This is a genomic window from Paenarthrobacter aromaticivorans, from assembly GCF_019038615.1.
Lineage (GTDB): Bacteria > Actinomycetota > Actinomycetes > Actinomycetales > Micrococcaceae > Arthrobacter > Arthrobacter aromaticivorans.
Window position 1 is genome coordinate 21,441 of record NZ_JAHOPC010000008.1, and the last position, 20,285, is coordinate 41,725.

At 60.9% G+C, this 20,285-nt stretch carries 22 protein-coding genes and 3 tRNA genes; 11 read left to right on the forward strand and 14 right to left on the reverse strand.

Annotated elements, in window-relative coordinates:
- Positions 1 to 48 precede the first annotated feature (48 nt).
- Positions 49 to 258 carry a hypothetical protein gene (locus KSW38_RS13555; RefSeq protein WP_216925454.1) on the forward strand — a complete coding sequence of 70 codons (210 nt, stop codon included), beginning with the start codon at positions 49 to 51 and terminating at the stop codon, positions 256 to 258.
- 121 nt (positions 259 to 379) lie between these two features.
- Positions 380 to 1,180 (forward strand): HNH endonuclease family protein, encoded by an 801-nt coding sequence (locus KSW38_RS13560; protein WP_216925455.1) that lies wholly within the window; start codon positions 380 to 382, stop codon positions 1,178 to 1,180.
- Here KSW38_RS13560 and KSW38_RS13565 read toward each other — a convergent pair.
- The 4 genes from KSW38_RS13565 to orn form a co-directional block, all read right to left on the reverse strand.
- Positions 1,165 to 2,019: an acyltransferase domain-containing protein gene (locus tag KSW38_RS13565; protein WP_216925456.1), complete on the reverse strand. Its 855-nt coding sequence runs from the start codon at positions 2,017 to 2,019 to the stop codon at positions 1,165 to 1,167. The two genes, KSW38_RS13560 and KSW38_RS13565, sit on opposite strands and share 16 nt — an antisense overlap.
- 5 nt (positions 2,020 to 2,024) lie before the next feature.
- Positions 2,025 to 2,597, reverse strand: a complete 573-nt coding sequence (def, locus tag KSW38_RS13570; protein WP_216925457.1) for a peptide deformylase — start codon at positions 2,595 to 2,597, stop codon at positions 2,025 to 2,027.
- Between the two features lie 97 nt (positions 2,598 to 2,694).
- Positions 2,695 to 2,767, reverse strand: a tRNA-His gene (locus KSW38_RS13575).
- Positions 2,768 to 2,899: 132 nt separating this feature from the next.
- Positions 2,900 to 3,535: an oligoribonuclease gene (orn, locus tag KSW38_RS13580; RefSeq protein WP_216925458.1), complete on the reverse strand. Its 636-nt coding sequence runs from the start codon at positions 3,533 to 3,535 to the stop codon at positions 2,900 to 2,902.
- 148 nt (positions 3,536 to 3,683) lie between these two features.
- Between orn and mptB the strand changes: the two genes are divergently transcribed.
- On the forward strand, positions 3,684 to 5,240 hold the full coding sequence (mptB, locus tag KSW38_RS13585; protein WP_216925459.1) for a polyprenol phosphomannose-dependent alpha 1,6 mannosyltransferase MptB: 1,557 nt from the start codon (positions 3,684 to 3,686) through the stop codon (positions 5,238 to 5,240).
- Positions 5,241 to 5,278: 38 nt separating this feature from the next.
- On the opposite strand, the gene KSW38_RS13590 is transcribed toward mptB, so the two are convergent.
- From KSW38_RS13590 to KSW38_RS13600, 3 genes are all read right to left on the reverse strand, one after another.
- Positions 5,279 to 5,965, reverse strand: a complete 687-nt coding sequence (locus KSW38_RS13590; protein ID WP_216925460.1) for a DNA alkylation repair protein — start codon at positions 5,963 to 5,965, stop codon at positions 5,279 to 5,281.
- A 107-nt stretch (positions 5,966 to 6,072) separates the two neighbouring features.
- Positions 6,073 to 6,672 carry a GNAT family N-acetyltransferase gene (locus KSW38_RS13595; protein WP_216925461.1) on the reverse strand — a complete coding sequence of 200 codons (600 nt, stop codon included), beginning with the start codon at positions 6,670 to 6,672 and terminating at the stop codon, positions 6,073 to 6,075.
- Between the two features lie 78 nt (positions 6,673 to 6,750).
- Positions 6,751 to 7,308, reverse strand: coding sequence for a single-stranded DNA-binding protein (locus KSW38_RS13600; protein ID WP_216925462.1), 558 nt, complete (start codon positions 7,306 to 7,308; stop codon positions 6,751 to 6,753).
- Positions 7,309 to 7,528: 220 nt separating this feature from the next.
- Here KSW38_RS13600 and KSW38_RS13605 point away from each other — a divergent pair.
- A tRNA-Arg gene (locus KSW38_RS13605) sits at positions 7,529 to 7,601 on the forward strand.
- A gap of 69 nt (positions 7,602 to 7,670) precedes the next feature.
- On the opposite strand, the gene KSW38_RS13610 is transcribed toward KSW38_RS13605, so the two are convergent.
- On the reverse strand, positions 7,671 to 8,099 hold the full coding sequence (locus KSW38_RS13610) for an SRPBCC family protein (protein ID WP_216925463.1): 429 nt from the start codon (positions 8,097 to 8,099) through the stop codon (positions 7,671 to 7,673).
- 97 nt (positions 8,100 to 8,196) lie between these two features.
- On the opposite strand from KSW38_RS13610, the gene KSW38_RS23440 reads away from it, so the two are divergent.
- Together KSW38_RS23440 and ettA are read left to right on the forward strand one after the other, a co-directional pair.
- Entirely contained in the window at positions 8,197 to 8,691 is a 495-nt protein-coding gene (locus KSW38_RS23440) for a DUF6993 domain-containing protein (RefSeq protein WP_223946258.1), read from the forward strand.
- A gap of 82 nt (positions 8,692 to 8,773) precedes the next feature.
- Positions 8,774 to 10,456, forward strand: coding sequence for an energy-dependent translational throttle protein EttA (gene ettA / locus KSW38_RS13620; protein ID WP_216925464.1), 1,683 nt, complete (start codon positions 8,774 to 8,776; stop codon positions 10,454 to 10,456).
- 54 nt (positions 10,457 to 10,510) lie between these two features.
- Here the strand turns inward: ettA and KSW38_RS13625 are convergent, their stop codons facing one another.
- On the reverse strand, positions 10,511 to 11,416 hold the full coding sequence (locus KSW38_RS13625) for an acyl-CoA thioesterase (RefSeq protein ID WP_216925465.1): 906 nt from the start codon (positions 11,414 to 11,416) through the stop codon (positions 10,511 to 10,513).
- Between the two features lie 63 nt (positions 11,417 to 11,479).
- On the opposite strand from KSW38_RS13625, the gene KSW38_RS13630 reads away from it, so the two are divergent.
- Positions 11,480 to 12,151 carry a DUF8185 domain-containing protein gene (locus KSW38_RS13630; RefSeq protein ID WP_216925466.1) on the forward strand — a complete coding sequence of 224 codons (672 nt, stop codon included), beginning with the start codon at positions 11,480 to 11,482 and terminating at the stop codon, positions 12,149 to 12,151.
- Between the two features lie 30 nt (positions 12,152 to 12,181).
- On the opposite strand, the gene KSW38_RS13635 is transcribed toward KSW38_RS13630, so the two are convergent.
- Entirely contained in the window at positions 12,182 to 12,595 is a 414-nt protein-coding gene (locus tag KSW38_RS13635; protein ID WP_216925645.1) for a globin, read from the reverse strand.
- A gap of 34 nt (positions 12,596 to 12,629) precedes the next feature.
- Complete coding sequence (locus KSW38_RS13640; RefSeq protein WP_216925467.1) at positions 12,630 to 13,292, reverse strand: mechanosensitive ion channel family protein; 663 nt, start codon at positions 13,290 to 13,292, stop codon at positions 12,630 to 12,632.
- 87 nt (positions 13,293 to 13,379) lie between these two features.
- Here KSW38_RS13640 and KSW38_RS13645 point away from each other — a divergent pair, with 87 nt between their 5' ends.
- Positions 13,380 to 14,411, forward strand: a complete 1,032-nt coding sequence (locus tag KSW38_RS13645) for an NAD-dependent epimerase/dehydratase family protein (RefSeq protein WP_216925468.1) — start codon at positions 13,380 to 13,382, stop codon at positions 14,409 to 14,411.
- Positions 14,412 to 14,427: 16 nt separating this feature from the next.
- Here the strand turns inward: KSW38_RS13645 and KSW38_RS13650 are convergent, their stop codons facing one another.
- Positions 14,428 to 14,907 (reverse strand): OsmC family protein, encoded by a 480-nt coding sequence (locus KSW38_RS13650; protein ID WP_216925469.1) that lies wholly within the window; start codon positions 14,905 to 14,907, stop codon positions 14,428 to 14,430.
- A gap of 54 nt (positions 14,908 to 14,961) precedes the next feature.
- On the reverse strand, positions 14,962 to 17,529 hold the full coding sequence (gene pepN, locus KSW38_RS13655; protein ID WP_216925470.1) for an aminopeptidase N: 2,568 nt from the start codon (positions 17,527 to 17,529) through the stop codon (positions 14,962 to 14,964).
- Positions 17,530 to 17,664: 135 nt separating this feature from the next.
- Here pepN and KSW38_RS13660 point away from each other — a divergent pair, with 135 nt between their 5' ends.
- The 3 genes from KSW38_RS13660 (at position 17,665) to KSW38_RS13670 (ending at position 20,130) form a co-directional block, all read left to right on the forward strand.
- Positions 17,665 to 18,675: a hypothetical protein gene (locus tag KSW38_RS13660; RefSeq protein WP_216925471.1), complete on the forward strand. Its 1,011-nt coding sequence runs from the start codon at positions 17,665 to 17,667 to the stop codon at positions 18,673 to 18,675.
- Positions 18,676 to 18,748: 73 nt separating this feature from the next.
- Positions 18,749 to 19,231, forward strand: coding sequence for a ribose-5-phosphate isomerase (locus KSW38_RS13665; protein WP_216925472.1), 483 nt, complete (start codon positions 18,749 to 18,751; stop codon positions 19,229 to 19,231).
- Positions 19,231 to 20,130, forward strand: a complete 900-nt coding sequence (locus tag KSW38_RS13670) for an Fpg/Nei family DNA glycosylase (protein WP_216925473.1) — start codon at positions 19,231 to 19,233, stop codon at positions 20,128 to 20,130. Before KSW38_RS13665 ends, KSW38_RS13670 begins: the two co-directional genes overlap by 1 nt.
- A gap of 78 nt (positions 20,131 to 20,208) precedes the next feature.
- Here the strand turns inward: KSW38_RS13670 and KSW38_RS13675 are convergent.
- Positions 20,209 to 20,282, reverse strand: a tRNA-Gly gene (locus KSW38_RS13675).
- Positions 20,283 to 20,285 lie beyond the last annotated feature (3 nt).

Below are 20,285 nucleotides of genomic sequence, written 5' to 3' on the forward strand. Positions count from 1 at the left end.
CCGGCTGAGTTACTGGTATCAGCCGGGAAACCTGACCAAAATGGGTTCATGGAAAATGAATCAACTTTGGAACACGAGACAACGCTGGAACATGCGCTGGATGTAGCACGGGCCAACCACAAGCAGGCACAGAAACTGCTGGACCACGCCATTGCAGCAAACGCCGCGGGGGACGTCAGCGACGAGCGCGTCCAGCAATTGCGCACGCTGCTGGAGGTGGCTGCTGAAGACCTCCAACGCGTTATGCGCGAGCAGTAACCCGGGGAAGTTCCCCACACTGCAGTGTGACTTCTCCTACACACTGTGAATATCGGCTCTGACTGTCGGTGCCGTGTCCTACGCTCGTAGGACACCACCCACCCCGACTGGACGGAGCCCCTTGAGTATCACCTGGTCTGCCTACAAACGCGCGCGCAGACGATCACGCCAAGCTTGGGCCATTCTAGGATTAGTAGCCGCAACCCTCGCGGCAGGCCTGTCTTGGTTCTTCACCACAGGCCAGTTCAACGCAGCCGAGCCATGGGTCTCCGGTCCCAGTGATGCGCCGGTCTTTAATCCCGCTTGGATGAAACCCATTGCCGGGATCGAGGCCGTTCCCGCGGAGAAGGCAAGCGCGGCACTCGCACAGCTGGAAGTTAAGGGACGGGCATCCCAGGAAGACTATGAGCGAACCGCATTCGGCCAGGCATGGCTGGATGCCGATCGAAACGGATGCGACACCAGGAACGACATCTTGCGCAGGGACCTGTCGTCCGTGGAGTTCACCAGCGGCTCCTCATGCAGGGTTGCCACTGGAGAGTTCCAGGAACCCTACACGGGTGCGCACGTGACCTTCCGCCGAGGTCAGGACACCAGCGCTGATGTTCAGATCGACCACATTGTGGCTTTGGCCGACGCATGGCAGAAGGGTGCCAAGCAATTAACGGTGCAGCAACGCCAAAGGCTGGCAAATGATCCGTTGAACCTGATTGCGGCTGATGGCGCCGAGAATGTGAAGAAGGGCGCAGGCGACGCCGCCACTTGGCTGCCGCCGAACAAGAACTTCCGGTGTCACTACGTAGCACGGCAGATCTCCGTCAAGGCAGCCTACAAGCTCTGGGTCACCCAGGCGGAGAAGGACGCCATGATGCGCGTCCTCTCTTCCTGTCCGGATCAGCAAACCATTTACAGTGCCAGGTGACCGTGTCCCAGTTGCCAGGTACCGCCGTCGTCGATTCTCTCCAGGACAACGCGCTGAAGGGAGGTCTCCCGCGGTAGCCGGTCCAGGCCCTCAAGCCCCCGGTGCCGAAACGTGAAATAAACCGCATCAGTGGGCGCATCGGTGCACCTGTCCAGTGTGAAACGGCGGGCGAAGGATGCGATGTTGCTGTTTGGAAGCCTTTTAACCAGGTAGGGATCCAGCATCCAGGACTCGCACGTGGCCACAGTGGCTGGCTTGTCCGGGAAATAGTGCGGAAAGAACGAACGTGCCTCGTCAAAGCTGGCGTCTACCAGGGCGGGGGAGAGGCCTCCGTCCTCGGGAATGTGGATACCCAAGACCCAATCGGATGCGTACGCCACGTTGCCCTCAGGCCCGTCGTCACGAGGGCTCCGGATCAAATGAAATTGCAACCGGCCGAGCCGGAACAGATTCCCTGCCATATGCAACGTCAGCCAGCCCCAGGTGTCCAGGCCGAAACGTCCATGAACGCGGCGGTTGATGCGGAGCTGGAGCCCCACGTCCGCGAGGGTGGCTGCTGACACGTCGGCGCTGATTCCCAGTTCCAAATGGTATGAGTGGACTCTGGGTGCGAAGCGGAGCAGCGCCTCGACCCAGACACTCTCCCCAGGCTGCCTGGGCGAAACTGCGTCGGCCGAAATACTGTCGGCCGGAAAAGTGCCAAGCCGTTGCTGCAGCAGCTCCAATGCTTCCAAGACGTTGCCACTGGGGTTTCCGTCCAAGAGCGCGGCGCATTCCATGGCGTCCTCGCCGGTAATGTCCAGGAGCTCGAACAATTCTGCATGGGGCGCTTGGGTCATCGAAATCAGTGTCCGAAAGGATCGGGGTCGACGCCAGGCATCCATGTCAATCCGGGAACGCCCCAACCGTTCTTCTTGGCCTGCTTCATTGCCTTCCGGGCATATCGGTCCACAAGGCGGTTGACGTAAAGCTTGCCGTCCAAATGGTCGTACTCGTGTTGCATGACTCGAGCGAACCAGCCTGTAGCCTCGAAATCCACCGGTTTCCCGTCACCGTCAAAGCCTTGCACGCGGGCCCATTCAGCGCGCTGCAGAGGGTAGTGCTCTCCGGGGAAGGACAGGCAGCCTTCAACGTGCTCTTCCGGGTCCGGGAGGGCTCCGGAGATCTTTGAGAGCGTCAACACGGGATTGACCAGAACGCCTTGATCCGGGGCGTCGTCGTCGTTGGTGTACTTATACACAAAGATGCGCTTCCCGACTCCAACCTGGGGTGCGGCGAGACCCACTCCGTTCGCGGCTTCATTGGTTTCGAACATGTCCGCGATGAGTTTTCGGAGATCGTCATCGAATACTTCGACTTCAGTTGCCCGACGATGCAAAACGGGTTCGCCCCAAATGGTCACAGGGAGGACGGTCATGTCAGCTCTTCCTTGGTCGGGCCAAAACAAAACAAAGGCCGCACCGGATAACCGGTGCGGCCTTTGTGGAAACCGGCTTCTAAGCCAATCTCGGCGGGGTGAGCGACGGGGGTTGAACCCGCGACCTCCTGGACCACAACCAGGCGCTCTGCCAACTGAGCTACGCCCACCATGTGCCTTTTTCGGTAAGTCCGTATGACCGGCATTCCGTGAAGGCAACGACAAATAGCTTACCTGCTGTTTTGGGGTGAAAAGTCCACTTTTGCCGGTTTCGACGAAAAAACCTTCAAAAATGGCGCAGATCACATAGTCTCTGTTGAACTCAGAGTCTCAGCAGTGGCCGTGATGTCCTTGGAGATGCGCTGGGCGGTAGCAGTGTCAGGACCAGGGGCGGGTACAAAAACGGCCTGCCTGTAGTAGCGGAGCTCGTCGATGGAATCCTTGATGTCGCCCAGTGCGCGATGTCCGCCATGCTTGGCGGGCGACTGGAAGTAGGCCCGCGGGAACCAGCGGCGCGAGAGTTCCTTGATGGTACTGACATCGATCACGCGATAGTGGAGGTGCTCCACAATGTTCGGCATGTCCCTGGCCAGGAACATCCTGTCCGTGCCCACCGAGTTGCCTCCCAACGGGGCCTTGCGTGGGTCCGGAACCCACTTCTCGATGTACTCAAGCACCTGCGCCTCGGCCTCGGCCATCGTCTTGCCGTGGGGGAGTTCGTCAAGGAGTTTGGAGCGCGTGTGCATGTCACGAACGAAGTCGTTCATTTGCTCCAGCGCTGCGTCGTCGGGCTTGATGACGACGTCCACGCCATCGCCCAGTATGTTGAGCTCCGAGTCCGTCACGAGCGCCGCAACCTCGATCAGGGCGTCGTTCTTGAGGTCCAGGCCGGTCATTTCGCAGTCAATCCAGACGATGCGTTCATTAGTAATAGGCACGCGCCTAGCCTATCCTTCAGGCGGTTCCAAGTGCTCCGATGGTAGGATTTTTGAGCACGGCAGTGTCCTTTCTTCCTGTCGTGGACAGCCCCAGAGATTCAGATTTCTGTCCCGGAACGCAACGGGCAAACGATTGGATGAAGACCACATGACGGTGCCTGTACCCGCCGCCCAGAAGGCAGGGAAAGAAGCGCCGCCCGCGGATGCTGCTGCCAACGAAGTGGATAACGCCAGGTCCCCGCTGATCGCCGGTTTCATTGGCTCGATGTTTCTTGTCTTCGGCTCGCTGGGCGTTGGCTGGCTCGCACCGGTGTCTGAACTTCGCCGGCTTCCGCTTTTCATCTGGATGCGTACCGAAGGTGTGGGCGTCGCGCTGTCCATCGTCCTGCTTGCTGTTGGAGGCATGCTGCTGGTCCGGGCTTGGCTGCGTCTGGGGCAGCGTGTCCGGGTCTGGGGACTCCAAGCCCGCAAGGCCACGTTGCAGGCTGTGGTGGCCTGGGGACTGCCCATGATGTTCACTGTCCCGCTGTTCAGCAGGGACGTTTACGCCTACATCGGGCAAGGCAGACTCATGGTTGAGGGGATGAATCCCTACGAGAATGGGATTTCCGCCCTCCCGAACTACTTCCAATTGGGCGCCGACAAGATGTGGACGGAAGCTCCCGTTCCCTACGGCCAGTTCTTCCTCTGGATCGAACAATTCGTTGTTTGGGTGACCAATGTCCAACCAGAGGCTTGCATCATGCTGTTCAGGCTTGTGGCGGTTGCCGGCGTCATACTCTGCATCATCTACGTGCCCAAGCTGGCAGAACTCCACGGTGTCAATCCGCACCGTGCACTATGGTTGACGGCCGCCAACCCCCTCTTTCTCACCAATTTCATCGCCAGTGTCCACAATGACGCGCTCATGATCGGGCTGGCCTTGGCAGGTCTGTACTACTGCGCCACCCGCCGGGTGGTCCTGGGCTTGGTGCTGGTGACACTCTCCATTTCGGTCAAGCCAATTACGGTGGTCTTCCTGCCCTTTATCGGCTTGCTTTGGGCGGGCAAGGGTGCGTCATGGCCGCGCAAGATCCTTTTCTGGTTCCTGACAGCAGCCCTGACCTTTGGCCTCCTGTACGCCATGAGCCTGGTCAACGGGTTTGGGTTTGGATGGGTGAAGGGCCTGTCTGCCCCCGGGAGCGTCTGGATTTGGTATGCGCCCATCGGTTTGATCGGCTTGGTTGTCGCCTCGATCTTCAATGTATTTGGACTTGACGGCTGGGGCATGGCGAAGTGGGTTTACGACGCCGGCAAAGTGCTGATGGTGGGAGCCATCGCCTGGCAGGTCTTCCGGGGAGAACACGACCGCCTGATGCGCCGGCTCACCCTGGCCTTTGCGGCGATCGTCCTGTTGGCCCCGATGATCCAGTCGTGGTACGTCGTGTGGTTGATTCCGTTATTTGCGGTTACCGGCATACGCAATGACTGGCAGGTGAAGGCTGTCTACTTCGTGGTGTCGTTCTTCATGGTCTACGCCATCTCGGACCAACTGGATGTGTTTCCCTATCTTCAGAGCGAGGATCTCGGCCTTGCCCTGACCCTGGCGCGGAACGCGGCAGCCATCATCGCGCTCCTGTTTGCCGTCTACTTGATCTTCGTGGATCCGAAGACGAAAAGCCTTTTCCGCAAGCGCGACGAACCAGGCCTGCGCCCGATCATCTGAGGATTGCCTGAGTCTCCCGACGGCTCCTGGCCGACTGCTTAATGTGAGGACAGAAGCCGTACTGCCTCACGTGTGGAGAGCGGGCTGAGGGCTGGAGCATTCTCTGCGGCGAATGCCCTGACCCACTCGGGGTTCGTCTTGCTGTACTCCCGCAAGGCCCATCCGATGGCCTTGCGGATGAAGAACTCCTTGTCGGCAAGGTTGGGTTTGATAACGGCCGCCAGCAGCCCAGGGTCCGTCAGTGTCTTGGCTGCCAATTGAGCAGTAATGGACGCCCTTCGGATCCACATGTCCTCGTCCGTGGACCATTGCAGCAAAAGAGGCGTCATGGTGGACCTATGGGCAAGGAGAAGGGCACACAGACGGTGGGCCACTCCGTCGACGAGGTCCCACCAGGCGCCGGTGCGGATTATTTCCTCATAGACAGGCAGCATGGCAAGGTCGTCCTTGACCATCGGCAGGCCTGTCAACTCAATGGCTGCATATCGTTCTTCGCGCGCCTGGGCATTCCGCCACAAATCATGAACGGCCTCGCGAAGGCTGCCGGGTGAAGAGATGGGAAACTGCCTGGCCGCCGCCTTGGCGATTCTTCGCACCTCTGGCACCCGGATACCCCACGAGGGCATGTCCGACTTCATATACGCCTGCGCTCCCCGGGCACGCTCGGGATCCCCGGCAGATCGAAGTTTTGACCGGATGTCCTCAAGCAGGTCCTTGTTCTCCATTCCTCAACTGTATGACTGGGCAGTATGACTGGCCGTCCTGGGAAGTGTCCAACCCGGAAATCGTCTTTGTTCTCCGCCCCATACAAGCGACCGCGAGGCCAGCAGTCTTATGCGGCCTTGCTGTTGACTCGAACGATGGCGCGCCCGGGAATGGGAGTTGATACCACTGAGAACCCACTTTCAACGAACAGCGAAACCGTGCCGTGATACAAGTCGGACGGAGCAGCCTTTGGACGAAGGCTGGTGTCGACGGGATACGCCTCAAGGGTGGTGGCTCCGTTATTGAAGGCATGGTTGACGGCTGCCCGGAGTAACGTCGCGGCAACTCCTGATCGCCGATGGTTCGGTGAAACCACAAAACAGCTCACCGACCAAAGGGTCCCAACGTCAACGGGCGGCAGGTCCGCTGCCCGAAGAAGCTGCGACCGTTCTATGCGGGGATAGTTTGCCCGCGGTTCCACAGCGCACCAGCCGACCGCCTGACCACCCCGGAATGCCAGCACCCCTGGCTCTGGATCCTCGTCGAAGCGGGCCCGCAGGAGCTCCTTGAGTTCGGTTGGTGCCTTGGACCTGAATTCCTTGCCCGGGAGGGCGAACCAGCGGCACCAGCACCGGAATGGCTCGCCCCTGACCCCGAATAATTTCTCCACGGCCTCCCAGGATGCCGGAGCTGTCTCCAGTCGGGGAACTGCTGCGTCGTATGCCATGGACCCAGAGTAATCTCCACTGTGGGGCTACTGCGGGGCTGGTCCCACCAGTTTCATCGCGGTCCCCGACGCGAAGGTTCAAGCCCCGGCACCCACCAACTCACCTGTGGTGGTGTTTACCACCAGCGGACCGGCACCGTCCGGATCGTCGACGTCCACTGTTTCTGTCTCGTCCTCCGGGGGTGCTTGTTCGTTGTCGTCGGCCTCCCACTCAATCCCCGGATCTCCAAGCTTCCCGGCTGCCTCGCCGGAGGGGTTTGAGTCGGCTGGAGCCGACGTCCCGTTCATCCGGGTGAAGTTCGCAGAACCCCACATGAGATCGTGCCCGACTGATTCCGCGTCGATTTCTGCCACATGGTAGATCTTGCCCTCGTGTTCCCACTGCCTTAGACGGAGTTTTCCCACGACGATGACGCGTTGACCCTTCTTCACGCTGCAGCCAACGTGGCCGGCCAAGTAGCGGAAGGACTGCACCGTGTACCAGTTGGTGTTGCCGTCCACCCATGTATTGCTGGCCCGGTCGTAGCGCCGTTCAGTTGTCCCGAGGCGAAATGAAGCAGTGGACGTTCCGCGTGTGGTGGTCGAACTCTTGACTTCCGAGGCTACAAAGCCCCGAAGAGTAATGGTGTCGTTCATGGTGGTCCTTCTCGATGTAGGAAAGTGCCCGTCCGGCCCTCTTAGCCTCATGCATGCAAACAAGGCTGGGGAGAGCGGTCTTGCCCTATGTGAATAACTCCGGCTCGCAGGGTTGTTGTGGAGGAGAAGTGCCTGTGGGCGTGGGCTGGCAGGCTGCAGTCCGAATGCACTGTAAACTCTTTGTGGCGCCAGCGGCTTAGGCTTGTATTGGCGCCTGTGCGCCCCAGTAGCTCAGGGGATAGAGCAGCGGCCTTCTAATCCGCCGGTCGGGGGTTCGATTCCCTCCTGGGGCACAAGAAATCCCCCGGAACCTGCAGGGTTCCGGGGGATTGATTCTTTAAACTGCGTGGCTCTTTGGGCTGTCACTCAAGAAATTCCTTGAGGTTCTGAAGAACCATGTGCCACGTCGCGGCCGAATGCTCCTTTTCTTCTTCGCTCTTGTTGTTGCCCTGCGTAATGGTCACGGATGTTCCTTTGTCCGCATCGGCCAGGCGGTATTCCACCGTGTGATAATTCCCGGGGGAATCGGGAAGTCCCGATGAAGGACTGTAGTGAGTGGTTTTCAAGAGCTGCAAGGGTTCGAAGGCCAGGATGATGCCCTTGTCCTCGTATGCCTTGCCGTTGTACTCGCCGGAGTAAGTGATGGGATCGCCTACCCGCCAGGTTGTTTCGACATTGGTTCCGAGGAAGTATTCCTTGATGAGGCCAGGATCGGTCAGGGCCTTCCATACCTGCTCGCGCGGGGCGGCAACGGTGATCGACGCCTCGGCGTCAGGGATTTTTCCTTCCATGGGTTTCTCCTTCCCGCGGCCGCCGATTCAGGCGCGCCACCACTTGGCCCACGCTACGCCCGCGGGCCGTCCATGGGAATGGCAGAATGGCTATGTGATGAGCAGGGGAACCAGGGTGGAGCAGTCGAGTCGTGAAAGCAACTTTCAGCTGAACGGTAGGGCTGCCGGGGCCTTCCTGGTCCTTGTTGCTGCCCTTGCACTGACGGCATGCGCTGCATCGTCACCACAACCTACGGCAGGCCCAACTTCTTCGAGCCCCACATCCCTCCAAGCCAGTGCTGAACCCAGCGTGGACCCCGCCATAGTGGCCACGAGCACGGCTGTGGAGGCAACGCTGAAGAAGATCGTGGCGGCCAACCCCAAACCGGATACGGAATCCGTTCGCGCAGCCCTGGTATCAGCGGGCATTCCCCAAGCCAACGTGGAAGTGTCCGTCAGCCGGACGCCCACAGGTCTTGATGTTGATGCGTTGGAAGCCGCGGCGCTGGCAGGCGATAGTTGTGTCATGGGCCAGATCCGGGATGGAGGCGTCGTGATGAGCGTTCTGCCAGTACTTGCCACCGGGAAATGCTTCGTGGGCAGCGTTCGTTAGCAGTACTTCCCCACGGAGCTGCTGACAGGGCCCGATAGCACCGAATGTGAGATCTGTCCGCCTACCCACTAGATTTAAGGGCATGGCGGAATTCATTTATACGATGACCAAGGCTCGCAAGGCCGTTGGCGACAAACTTATTTTGGACGACGTCAGCATGTCGTTCTACCCCGGCGCGAAAATCGGCGTCGTAGGCCCGAACGGTGCTGGCAAGTCCACCATCCTGAAGATCATGGCAGGACTGGACACTCCTTCAAACGGCGAGGCCCGCCTGAGCCCCGGTTACACCGTGGGCATCCTCTTGCAGGAACCGCCGCTGAATGAGGAAAAAACCGTCCTTGGCAACGTCCAGGAAGGCGTTGGCGAGATCTACGGCAAGATCCAGCGTTTCAACGAGATCTCCGAAGAGATGGCCAACCCGGATGCAGACTACGACACTCTGCTGGATGAGATGGGCAAGTTGCAGGAAGCGATTGACGCTGCCGATGCCTGGGATATCGATTCCCAGCTCGAGCAGGCCATGGACGCCCTGCGATGCCCGCCGGCTGATTCCGATGTCACGGTCCTCTCCGGTGGTGAGCGCCGCCGCGTAGCGCTGTGCAAGCTTCTCCTCCAGAAGCCGGACCTCCTGCTCCTTGACGAGCCCACCAACCACTTGGACGCCGAAAGCGTGCTGTGGCTTGAGCAGCACCTCTCCCAGTACCCCGGTGCCGTCCTTGCCGTGACTCACGACCGCTACTTCCTGGATCACGTGGCTGAGTGGATCGCAGAAGTGGACCGCGGCCACCTTTACCCGTACGAAGGTAACTACTCCACCTACCTGGAGAAGAAGAAGGCCCGCCTTGAGGTCCAGGGCAAGAAGGACGCAAAGCTGTCCAAGCGCCTCAGCGAAGAACTTGAATGGGTGCGCTCCAACGCCAAGGGCCGCCAGACCAAGTCCAAGGCTCGTTTGGCCCGCTATGAAGAAATGGCCGCAGAGGCCGAGCGCACACGCAAGTTGGACTTCGAAGAGATCCAGATTCCTCCGGGTCCGCGCCTGGGTTCCGTGGTCATCGAAGCCAAGAATCTGAAGAAGGGGTTCGACGACCGCGTCCTGATCGAAGACCTCTCCTTCTCGTTGCCCCGCAACGGCATCGTTGGCGTTATTGGACCGAACGGTGTGGGTAAGTCCACCTTGTTCAAAACCATCGTCGGCATGGAGCCCCTGGACGATGGTGAGCTCAAGATCGGCGAGTCCGTAAAGATCTCCTACGTGGACCAGTCCCGCGGCGGTATAGATCCCAATAAGTCTCTCTGGGAAGTTGTTTCCGAAGGCCACGACTACATCCAGGTGGGGCAGGTCGAAATGCCTTCGCGGGCCTACGTTTCGGCGTTCGGCTTCAAGGGATCGGACCAGCAGAAGAAGGCTGGTGTCCTCTCCGGTGGTGAGCGTAACCGTCTCAACCTTGCATTGACCCTTAAGCAGGGTGGCAATCTTCTGCTCCTCGACGAGCCCACCAACGACCTCGACGTCGAAACCCTGAGCAGCCTGGAAAATGCCCTGCTCGAGTTCCCCGGCTGCGCCGTGGTGGTCTCCCACGACCGTTGGTTCCTGGACAGGGTAGCAACCCACATCCTCGCCTACGAAGGTGACGACGAGAACCCCTCCAAGTGGTACTGGTTCGAAGGTAACTTCGACTCCTACGAGGAGAACAAGGTGGAGCGCCTCGGCGCTGATGCCGCAAAGCCGCACCGCGTGACGCACCGCCGCCTGACCCGCGACTAGCGGGTCGCCACAGGCACAAAATGAGGCCGGTCCCAACAGGGACCGGCCTCATTGCTAGGGAATTCTGACCATCCCCTCCTGTGCCACGGTCGCAACGTGCAGGCCTTCGCGGTTGAATATCCGCCCGGTAGCCAAACCACGTGCCCCTTGCGCGCTGGGGGACTCCTGGACGTACAGCATCCACTCGTCCACCCGGACCGGCCGGTGCCACCACATGGCGTGATCGAGGCTTGCGACGCTCATGCCCGGCGTCATCCAGGCGAGGCCGTGTTTGCGGAGGATGGGCTCCAACAAGGTGTAGTCGCTTGCGTACGCCAACGCGGCCAGGTGCAGCTTGGGGTCGTCGGGCAAGGGTCCCATCGTCTTCATCCAGACGGCATTGGTGGCCACGCGCTCGCTTGGCGGTGACACGTAAAGTGCGGGGTCGATGTGACGGACGTCGAACGGCCGCTCCGAGGACATATGCCGTGCCAACGGGTGGTCGAATTGAGCCAGCAACTCAGCCGTGCTGGGCAAGGATTCTGGGTCCGGAATGCCTTCAGGCATTGTCGCTTGATGATCAAGGCCTTCATCTTCAACCTGGAACGAGGCGATCATTGAGAGGATCGGGACACCGTCCTGATAAGCATGAACGCGCCGCGCCGAGAAGGACCGACCGTCACGCAACCGTTCCACACCGAAGGTGATGGGCTTATTGGCGTCGCCGGGCCGCAGGAAATAGCCGTGCATGGAGTGCGCCACCCGGTCTGGTTCCACGGTTCGCATGCCAGCCATCATGGATTGGGCTAGAACCTGGCCGCCGAAGACACGATGCCGGGGCTGTTTTTGGGAAGGTCCAAGGAAGATATCCTCATTGGTCCGGGCTCCGTCGAAGTCACCCAGGTCCAACAGGCCAATCAGGACTTCCGTCGGATCTTCTGAGGGTGCCTCAAACTTAAGGCCAGCGTTCGTGTCAGTCATGGTTCGACTCTAGACGGCCCCCGGACCCCTCTCAACCGCGGACATGCCGGTAGAGTCGATGCTGTGACAGACCTCTTGACCCAGTCCTTCCGCTTTGCTGATCCCCGCGACCTCGTTGACCTGCGGACCTTTGTCACGCGTGCCAAGAGCATCGATGACGGCGCCATCCGCCTGCAGGCTGCAGGCCAGGTATTGGCCGCCTACGTGTGTGTGCTCAGGCCACGCATCCTGGGCGAATCAACTCCCACTATCCTTGGGTTGCGGACCATGGCGCTTGCAGAACCCGCGCAGGCCGACGTCACGGTGACGCTCGCCTCCGTCATGGACCGTCTTGCCCGCTCGGGTGCCGACGACGTCGAGTTGCCCATTCCGCCGTCGACGGTTTCGGAGTCGTGGGCTGGCGTCGGCGCGCCCAGGAGCGGTTGGGCAGTCCTGGGGACGGTGCTCGACGCCGACCTGAAGTCAGCAGCGGAAGCCGGCATTGCAGAGGTGGCTGGCGTGGTGCCCACTGCCGCCGGCGCTGCCGTTGTGAATACGGCCCGGGCCGCCGTGTGGGGACGAGAGCTCCCCGGACTCAGTGACCTGCCTGCCGGTGCAGCCTTCGCTGCCTTCGCCTTGGGATTCCTGGGCGCGGGCGAGCAGCAGCTGTTCCGCAATGGACGGTGGTTCCGCCTAAGTGGTCCTCGTGGCCATGTACTGGTTCGCACGGGCGCAGGCTTAGGCCTGGGCTTCTAGACCCAAACGACGACGCCCAGACGACAGCATTCAGACGGCCGAGGGGCTGTTCACCATGGTCAGGGCAGCGCGTTCCATGTAGTCCCAAAGGGTTCCCTCGTGAAGCGGCGACAACCCCAACGAGTCCACTGCTGTCCGCATGTGGAAGAGCCAGCGATCCTTCGCTTCGGGCGTGACTCGGAATGGCATGTGGCGCATCCGCAGGCGTGGATGGCCGCGCTCCTCACTGTAAGTAGTAGGACCACCCCAATATTGTTCCAGGAACATGAGGAAGCGCCGTTTGGCCGGTCCCAAGTCTTCTTCGGGGTACATGGGCCGCAGTAGCCGATCCTGCGCAACGCCGTCGTAGAAGACGTCAATCAGCTTCACGAAAGTGTCGTGACCGCCCACGGCTGCATAAAAGCTGTCGGTGTAGGCAGGTTGGCTGAAGGGATCATTCTGCATCAGCTGGCGTCGTGGACCAGCCTGGGGGTTCGTGTCACTCACTGGCCTTCTCCTCAGCCTTCTTGGCAGCATCATTGTCGTCGGGTTCCGGCGACTCCAACGGAACGTAGTCTCCCTGCGAGCGGTTGCCTACGCGCAGGATTTCGCCGTTTCGCAGATACCAGATGGCTCCGTCCTCAGCGCGGACCCGCGTAATGCGCAGGCCCACTGATTCAACGGTACCAATCACTTCGCTGGTAACGATCACATCGCCTATTCCGTACTGGTCTTCGATGGTGATGAAGATACCGGCGAGGAAGTCGCGGATCAGCTGCTGTGCGCCGAAGCCGATGGCGACACCCAGTATTCCCACGCTTGTCAGCAGGGGCGCGACGTCCACGTTCATGAACTTGAGGACGTAAATAATCACGATCACCACCACCACCACGCTCACGAGGCTTGTCAGCAAAGTGCCGATTGTTTCGGCGCGCTGTGACCGGCGTTCGTGATCCAGTGCACGGATTGCCGGCTGCACCCATTTGAAGTGTGGCTTCTTGAAGAAGGAGCTGCCCGCGGATACCCGCCGCGTGATGCGCAGGATGATGAACCGCGCCACGATCCAGACAAGCAGGCCTACGCCTAAGGTGATGAGGATCGAAACGAAGTCTATTTTCTCCGGTTCAATGGTGATGGTTTCCGCCAAGGGGATGGAGGTCAAGGTGGAATAACTCCTTGTCGTCGGCCCGTGTTCGCCGGGCGCGGAACACTCTGTCCACTTCCAACCCTATCGCCGTAGCGTGACGGTATGCGCATCCTGGTCCTTGGCGGTACTGCCTTCCTGTCAGCTGAAATCGCCAAGCAGGCGCTTGCCTTGGGGCACGACGTCACGTGTCTGGCCCGTGGCAGCCAGGCGAACCCGCCCGACGGCGTGGAATGGGTCCGTGGCGACCGCGCCTTGGGCAGTGCAGCCTATGAGGACGTGAACAGTAGCTGGGACGAGGTTGTCGAGGTTTCCAGGGATCCTGTTCAAGCGCGGGATGCCCTTGAAGCGTTGGGATCGGGTGCGCGCCATTGGACGTTCGTGTCCAGTTGCTCGGTGTATGCGGATCATTCGGTTCCTGGTGCTGACGAGAACGCGGCGCTCCTTGAACCTTTGCCTGAAGGACAAGCCGGCACTCCGGAAACCTATGGTGAATCAAAATCTGCGATCGAGAGCTTGACCCTCACGCTGGTGGGGCAGAAAGCCCACATTGTGAGGGCAGGTCTCATTGGAGGGCCAGGGGACGGCTCTGACCGTTACGGTTATTGGCCTGCGCGTTTCGCAGCCAATACTGGGCCGGTTCTAGTGCCGAACATTCCAGATGATGCCACCCAGATCATCGACGTCCGTGACCTCGCCGGATGGATCATTCAAGGGGCGGAGATGGGCCTGACCGGCACGTACAACGCGTTGGGAGACGTAGTTCCGTTCAGTGAGTACATTTCCGAATCCAGCCGCGCGGCGCTGGGCCAGGAGAAGCAGCCCGGCGCGGACGCGAGGATACCGTTGGGCGCAACTGTCCGGGCCGACGAAGACTGGCTGGTGGAGCAAGGCGTCGATTACTGGGCAGGGCCGGACTCACTTCCTCTCTGGCTGCCCCCGGACCACGACGGCTTCCAATCGCGAAGCAATCAAGCGGCGAAGGCGCTCGGTATGACATTGCGCCCGTGGCAGGAGACTCTCCGGGACGCCTTGGACTATGAGCGAAGCCTGGGCCTGGAAAGGGAGCGCAAGGCAGGCTTAAGCCGTGAAACTGAACGCAGGCTGGTAGGACTCCTGCGGGAGCAACAGGCCTAAGGCGGGTTTAGCAGACTCAGGCCGCTGCCGACGTCGTCATTGGCTCGTGCAACACCGGGAAGTTGACACTGCGGGCTATGAAACAGACCTGATTGGCTTCGTGGTGAAGTTGCGCCATCATTGCCGAGTGAGCCGGGTCCGCAATGGTGACGTGCGGCTTCAGGGTTACGCTCTCGAATTGGCCGCTGCCGTCACGGTTTAGCTTCATGATGCCCTCGGCGTTGTCCTCGTAGCCGGTGACGATAACCCCATGTTTTACCGCCACGTGCAGGAAGGAGAGCATGTGGCATTGCGACAGGGCAGCAAGCAGGAGTTGCTCGGGGTTGTAGCGCGTGCGGTCGCCGTGGAACGTTGGATCTGCGGAACCCCTGAGGATGGGCAGCCCGGGAATCTCTACGTCATGATCCCGCGAGTACCCTCTGTAGCTCTCTGTACCGACGCCCAGATTTCCAGTCCAGCGGACGGTCAATGCATAGTGGTGTTCGTTGAGGCCCATGCGGACAGTTTAGCCATCTGCCAAACAGCGCCAGCACAGGCCCCAACGTACGGCTTAGCCGTCCACGTCCGCTGCCCGGGCTCGGAGCGCCCGTGCCACGGCGTCCCGGTTTTCCAGCATCATTCGGCGCAGCGCTGCACTTTCCTCGGGCAGGTCCGCGAGGAATTCGTCCGTCCGGTCCACAGTGGCCTGGGTTGTGAGCTGTGCCGGATAGAGGCCCACGACGATCTGCTGGGCCAAAGCGTGCGTGCGTTCTTTGACAATCCCGGGGACCGCTTCGAAGTACTTCTCAGCGTAGGGTTCCAGCAAGGTGGTATCCGGCACCCGCATGAAGCCGGCCACTGCCGAGGCTTGCAGGGCGTTGGAGAGCTCGCCCTTGACCACGATGGAATCCCACGCGGCAGCTTTGGCCTCCGCTGTGGGAATAGCGGCCTTGGCCTGTGCCGCGGCATTTTGGCCGGTGGAGGTGTTGTCGCGGGCGAGTTCCTGGTCGATGCGCTCCTGGCCCTGCCTGCCGCCGGCCACCAAGGCGGTGAGCAGCTCCCACCGCATGTCCTGGTCGACGGTAAGGCCTTCAAGGGTGTCGGTCCCGTCCAGCAGCGCCTGGATGCGGTCCAGCTGCTCCGTGCTCCGTGCCAGCTGCGCGTAAGACTTCACGAACTGCAACTGCGCATCCGAGCCAGCATCCACCGCCGCCGCGAGGTCCCACAGTTTGTCGGCGGCAGCGATCGTTGCCTCCAACTTGTGCTCAGCTGCCACATAGTAGGTCAGCGTCGTGGCTAGCTGCCGCAGTTGAACGAGGATCACCGAGGAGTCTGTTTCCTCTGCGATGTTCGCCAGGATCAGTTCGACGTAGCCGCGTGCAGGAGTTTCTCCGTCCCGTGCCGCATCCCATGCGGAGCCCCACACCAGTGTGCGGGGCAAGCTGGCGGCAAAATCCTTGAGATGCGCTTTCGCTGTGGCAAGCGAGTGGGCGTCCAGGCGTACTTTGGCGTAGGCGAGATCATCATCATTGAGCAGGATGAGGTCCGGGCGTGCGAGGCCAGCCAGGGTGGGCACTTCGGTCCGTGGGCCCTCGACGTCCAGCTCCTCGCGGTGCGTCCGCTCCAGCTTGCCTTCCCCGGACAGGTTGTAGAAGCCCACGGCCAAGCGGTGTGGGCGCAATGTGGGCTGTTCATCGATGGCTGTCTGCAGGATGCTGAACGAGGTGATGGTGCCGTCTTGCTCCACGTCCACCTCGGGAGCCAAGGTGTTCACGCCAGCGGTTTCCAGCCAAAGCTTGCCCCATACGTCAAGGTCCCGGCCGCTTGCGGCTTCCAGTTCCACCATGAGATCTGCCAGTTCGGTGTTTTTCCATGCGTGCTTGGCGAAGTACGTGCGAACACCTGACATGAACTGTTCGGGTCCAACCCAGGCAACCAACTGCCGCAGGACAGAGGCGCCCTTGGCATAGGTGATCCCGTCGAAGTTGACTTCCACGTCTTCAAGGTTGTTGATTTCGGCGAAGATCGGGTGTGTGGTGGGTAGTTGGTCCTGGCGGTAGGCCCAGGATTTCTCCACTGATGCGAAAGTGGTCCACGCCCGGTCGAAGGCAGTGTTTTCCACTGCGGCCAGGTGGGACATGTATTCGGCGAAGGATTCGTTGAGCCAGAGGTCGTTCCACCAGCGCATGGTCACAAGGTCCCCGAACCACATGTGTGCGAGCTCGTGCAGGACGGTGATTGCACGGCGTTCGATCTGTGCGCCGGCAACCTTGCCACGGAAGATGTATCCCTCCAGGATTGTCACCGCACCGGCGTTTTCCATCGCACCGGCATTGAACTCGGGGACGAACAGCTGATCGTACTTTTCAAACGGGTATGGGCAGCCGAACTGTGCCTCGAAGAATTCGAAACCCTGGCGGGTAAGTTCGAAGATGTTGTCGGCGTCGAGGTACTGCATCAACGATTTGCGAGCAAAGACGCCCAGCGGAATGACCCTGCCGTCCGAACTGGCGACCTCCGACCGGACGGATTGGTACGGTCCTGCGATGAGGGCGGTGACATACGAGGACAGACGCGGCGTAGGAGCGAATTCCCACACTGACCTGGCACCGCCGTCCTCGCCTGCATCGGTTTCAACCGGTACCGGGGTGGGGGAGTTGGAGACGACGTCCCAGTGTGAGGGCGCGGTGACGTGGAACGTGAAGCTGGCCTTCAGGTCGGGCTGCTCGAAGACAGCGAACATCCGCCGGGAATCCGGAACCTCGAACTGGGTGTAGAGGTAGACCTCCCCGTCTACCGGATCCACGAAGCGGTGGAGGCCCTCGCCGGTGTTCATGTAGCGGGCGTCAGCGACGATGGTGAGCTCATTCTCCTCGTCAAGGTTTGGAAGCTGGATGCGGATACCGTCTGATACTTCGGCGGGATCGAGTTCGGTGCCGTTCAGCGTAACGCTGTAAACGGTCTCGGTGACGGCGTCGATAAACGTTGACGCTCCAGCCTTTGCCGAAAATTTCACCACCGTGGTGGATCCGAAGACTGCGGCCCCCTTGGTCAGGTCAAGGGTGACGTTGTAGGACTCGACATTGAGGATTTCAGCGCGCTGCGCGGCTTCGACGCGCGTCAGGTTAAGGCCTGGCAAGTGGTGCCTCCGGAAGTTTGGGGTGGCCGGCCGGGCCGGGGGTCCGGTCGATGGTGTGAAGCCATTCTTTCACTCCAAGCGCCGATGGCAAGGAGGTGCCACCACAGTGTCGCTGCCAGGGAGTAGCGTTGGATCATGGGAACGTTCCGGGAGTCTCTTGACATACGCGCACTCAGGTTTGCACTCGCCTTTCCGTTGCTGCTGGCCATTGGTTTCGTCGTTTGCGCCCAGATGCTTCGAAACGATCTTCCGGATCCGGTAGCAGTGATGTGGAACGCCGACGGCGGCACCGCTTTTGCGCCCTTCGGCGCCTACGTAACAGGCGGCGCAGCCCTGATCACGTTCTTCGGTTGGGTCGCCTTCCTCCAAGCCGTTCCGCTTTCGCGGCCGGTGGTAATGCGAAGGGTCATGATGGGCCTTGGCCTCATGGTGAGCCTGTTCGTGACCACAGTCCTCGCTGCCGGATTAGTTGGGCAATCGGGAATAGGGGAGGCGCGCGCTTCCCACGTAGATCCGATCGTCCTCGCAATGGGTAGCGGTGCGGCAGTATCCCTCGGCGTCGTCCTCATGTTCGCTTTCAAACCGGATCCGCGCTGGACGCGCGAGGATGATCAGGCCCTCGAAGCCGAACGCCTCCACATCACGGACCCGGACCTCGCGCGGGACACTCTGCGCATGTGGGTCCATGCCCGCAGCTCAGTCTTCGTCATGATTATCGTGTCCGCACTGTTTCCAGCCGCGCTGATTGCCATTGCTGTCCCGTGGCTCGGGGCCTTGGTGGCTGCTGCAGCGCTGGTCGGTGCCGGGTTCCTGTTCGCCCGCGTCCGCGCGGACAGGGGAGGGCTGCAGGTCTTTGCAGGTGGCGTTGTACCCGTCCTGACCGTTCCCGCCGTCGACATCGCGGCGGCTGCTCCCGCTGAAGTAAAAGCTGCAGACTTTGGTGGCTGGGGGTGGAGGCACCATGACGACGCGACCGCGATGCTGGTCAGCAGCGGTCCTGCCGTCGTCGTAAGGAAACTTAACGGACGCAGGGTTGCGCTGAGTGCCGGCACTGCCGCCACTGCGGACAAACTCGCCGGAATCCTGAACCGGGCGGCCGAGCGGGCCCATCCCGGTGGGCAAGCCCAGCAACCCGGCGCGCGGTAACCTAGGTAGCGCATCCCACATCGCCGCGCCCGGCCAGGTGCCACACCGGCGCGCCAGAAAGAATGGACTACCCGTGACTACACCCCGCGTCCACATCGCCACAGACCACGCCGGCATGGAACTCAGCGCTCACTTGGTCAACCACCTCACTGCCAAGGGCTACGAGGTTGTGGACCACGGACCCAAGGAATATGACGCCCTGGATGACTACCCGTCTTTCTGCATCAACGCAGGAGTTGCAGTGGTGGCTGACCAGCAAGCAGGCGTTCACGCGCTGGGCATCGTTCTGGGTGGTTCGGGCAATGGTGAACAAATTGCTGCCAACAAGGTCAAGGGTGTGCGTGCCGCGCTGGCCTGGAACCTCTCTACCGCCAAGCTTGCCCGCGAGCACAACGACGCCAACGTAGTCGCCGTTGGCGGCCGTCAGCACACGGTGGAAGAAGCAACCGAGCTCATCGAGGCCTTCCTGCAGGAACCTTTCAGCAATGATGAACGCCACGTCCGCCGTATCGGCAAGATTGCGGCTTACGAGACCACCGGCGAGATCGTCGAGTAGTGCCTGAGGGGCACTCCGTCCACAGGCTGGCCCGCCAATTCCAGGATGTGTTTGGCGGCCGGCGTTTGGAGGTTTCCAGTCCGCAGGGACGATTCACAGCCGGTGCGGAGCTTCTGGACGGTCATGTGATGGTTGAAGCTGTTGCGCACGGAAAGCAGCTTTTCCTGAGGTTCGACCACGATCTTTTCCTCCACGTTCACCTTGGTCTCTATGGTGCTTGGAGCTTTGGCGGCGATAGCTCCTTCACGGGGGCCTCCAGCATTGGCGCGCCTCGCCGGATCGGTGAGCGCGAGACTGCCTCTTCTGGCGTGGAGTCCAGCGCTGAGGGGGACTACGCCGGGCCTCCCTCCCCGGTGGGTGCAGTCCGCGCCCGCTTGGTCTCGGACAACGGCTGGGCCGATCTTCGTGGAGCCACTACTTGCGCCGCTGTTACGTCCCACGAAGCAGAAGCTGTGCTGGGCCGGCTGGGCCCTGATCCGCTGCGTAACCGGCCGGGGGACCGGGACGAGTTCATCCGCCGGTTGCGACGCCGCAAGACCGCCGTGGCCTTGCTGTTGATGGACCAATCGGTGCTGGCAGGGGTCGGAAATATATACCGTGCCGAGGTCCTCTTCCGTCAGGCTGTGGATCCATGGACTCCTGGAAACACGATTGATGCTGCGACAGCGGGCAAGTTGTGGGATGACGCCGTCCTCGCCATGTCCGACGGCGTGCGCGACGGTCGGATCGTCACCACACCGCCAGCGCTATGGAGCGGTAACGGCGCCTCAGCGCCCGACGCCGATGCCCACTTTGTCTATAAGCGCGAAGGGCAGCCCTGCCGCGCTTGCGGCACGCTGGTAGGCATGGCAGAAATCGGCGCCCGCAAACTGTATTGGTGCCCTGGCTGCCAGTTGTAGCAGCGCTTGTCATTTGTAAGAGCGCTTGCTGGTCCTAACAACGAAAAAGCCCCAATCCGAAGATTGGGGCTTTTTTACTGGAGGGGACGACGGGAATCGAACCCGCGTAATCAGTTTGGAAGACTGAGGCTTTACCATTAAGCTACGTCCCCGGA

Coding starts and splice junctions, on each gene's coding strand:
- KSW38_RS23440 (WP_223946258.1), top strand. CDS start 8,197: ATGAGCAGGGGAACCAGGGTGGAGCAGTCGAGTCGTGAAAGCAACTTT.
- KSW38_RS13660 (WP_216925471.1), top strand. CDS start 17,665: ATGGGAACGTTCCGGGAGTCTCTTGACATACGCGCACTCAGGTTTGCA.
- def (WP_216925457.1), bottom strand. CDS start 2,597: ATGACCGTCCTCCCTGTGACCATTTGGGGCGAACCCGTTTTGCATCGT.
- mptB (WP_216925459.1), top strand. CDS start 3,684: ATGACGGTGCCTGTACCCGCCGCCCAGAAGGCAGGGAAAGAAGCGCCG.
- KSW38_RS13600 (WP_216925462.1), bottom strand. CDS start 7,308: ATGAACGACACCATTACTCTTCGGGGCTTTGTAGCCTCGGAAGTCAAG.
- KSW38_RS13595 (WP_216925461.1), bottom strand. CDS start 6,672: ATGGCATACGACGCAGCAGTTCCCCGACTGGAGACAGCTCCGGCATCC.
- KSW38_RS13565 (WP_216925456.1), bottom strand. CDS start 2,019: ATGACCCAAGCGCCCCATGCAGAATTGTTCGAGCTCCTGGACATTACC.
- KSW38_RS13610 (WP_216925463.1), bottom strand. CDS start 8,099: ATGGAAGGAAAAATCCCTGACGCCGAGGCGTCGATCACCGTTGCCGCC.
- KSW38_RS13635 (WP_216925645.1), bottom strand. CDS start 12,595: ATGCAGAATGATCCCTTCAGCCAACCTGCCTACACCGACAGCTTTTAT.
- KSW38_RS13555 (WP_216925454.1), top strand. CDS start 49: ATGGAAAATGAATCAACTTTGGAACACGAGACAACGCTGGAACATGCG.
- KSW38_RS13590 (WP_216925460.1), bottom strand. CDS start 5,965: ATGGAGAACAAGGACCTGCTTGAGGACATCCGGTCAAAACTTCGATCT.
- KSW38_RS13645 (WP_216925468.1), top strand. CDS start 13,380: ATGCGCATCCTGGTCCTTGGCGGTACTGCCTTCCTGTCAGCTGAAATC.
- KSW38_RS13625 (WP_216925465.1), bottom strand. CDS start 11,416: ATGACTGACACGAACGCTGGCCTTAAGTTTGAGGCACCCTCAGAAGAT.
- ettA (WP_216925464.1), top strand. CDS start 8,774: ATGGCGGAATTCATTTATACGATGACCAAGGCTCGCAAGGCCGTTGGC.
- KSW38_RS13650 (WP_216925469.1), bottom strand. CDS start 14,907: ATGGGCCTCAACGAACACCACTATGCATTGACCGTCCGCTGGACTGGA.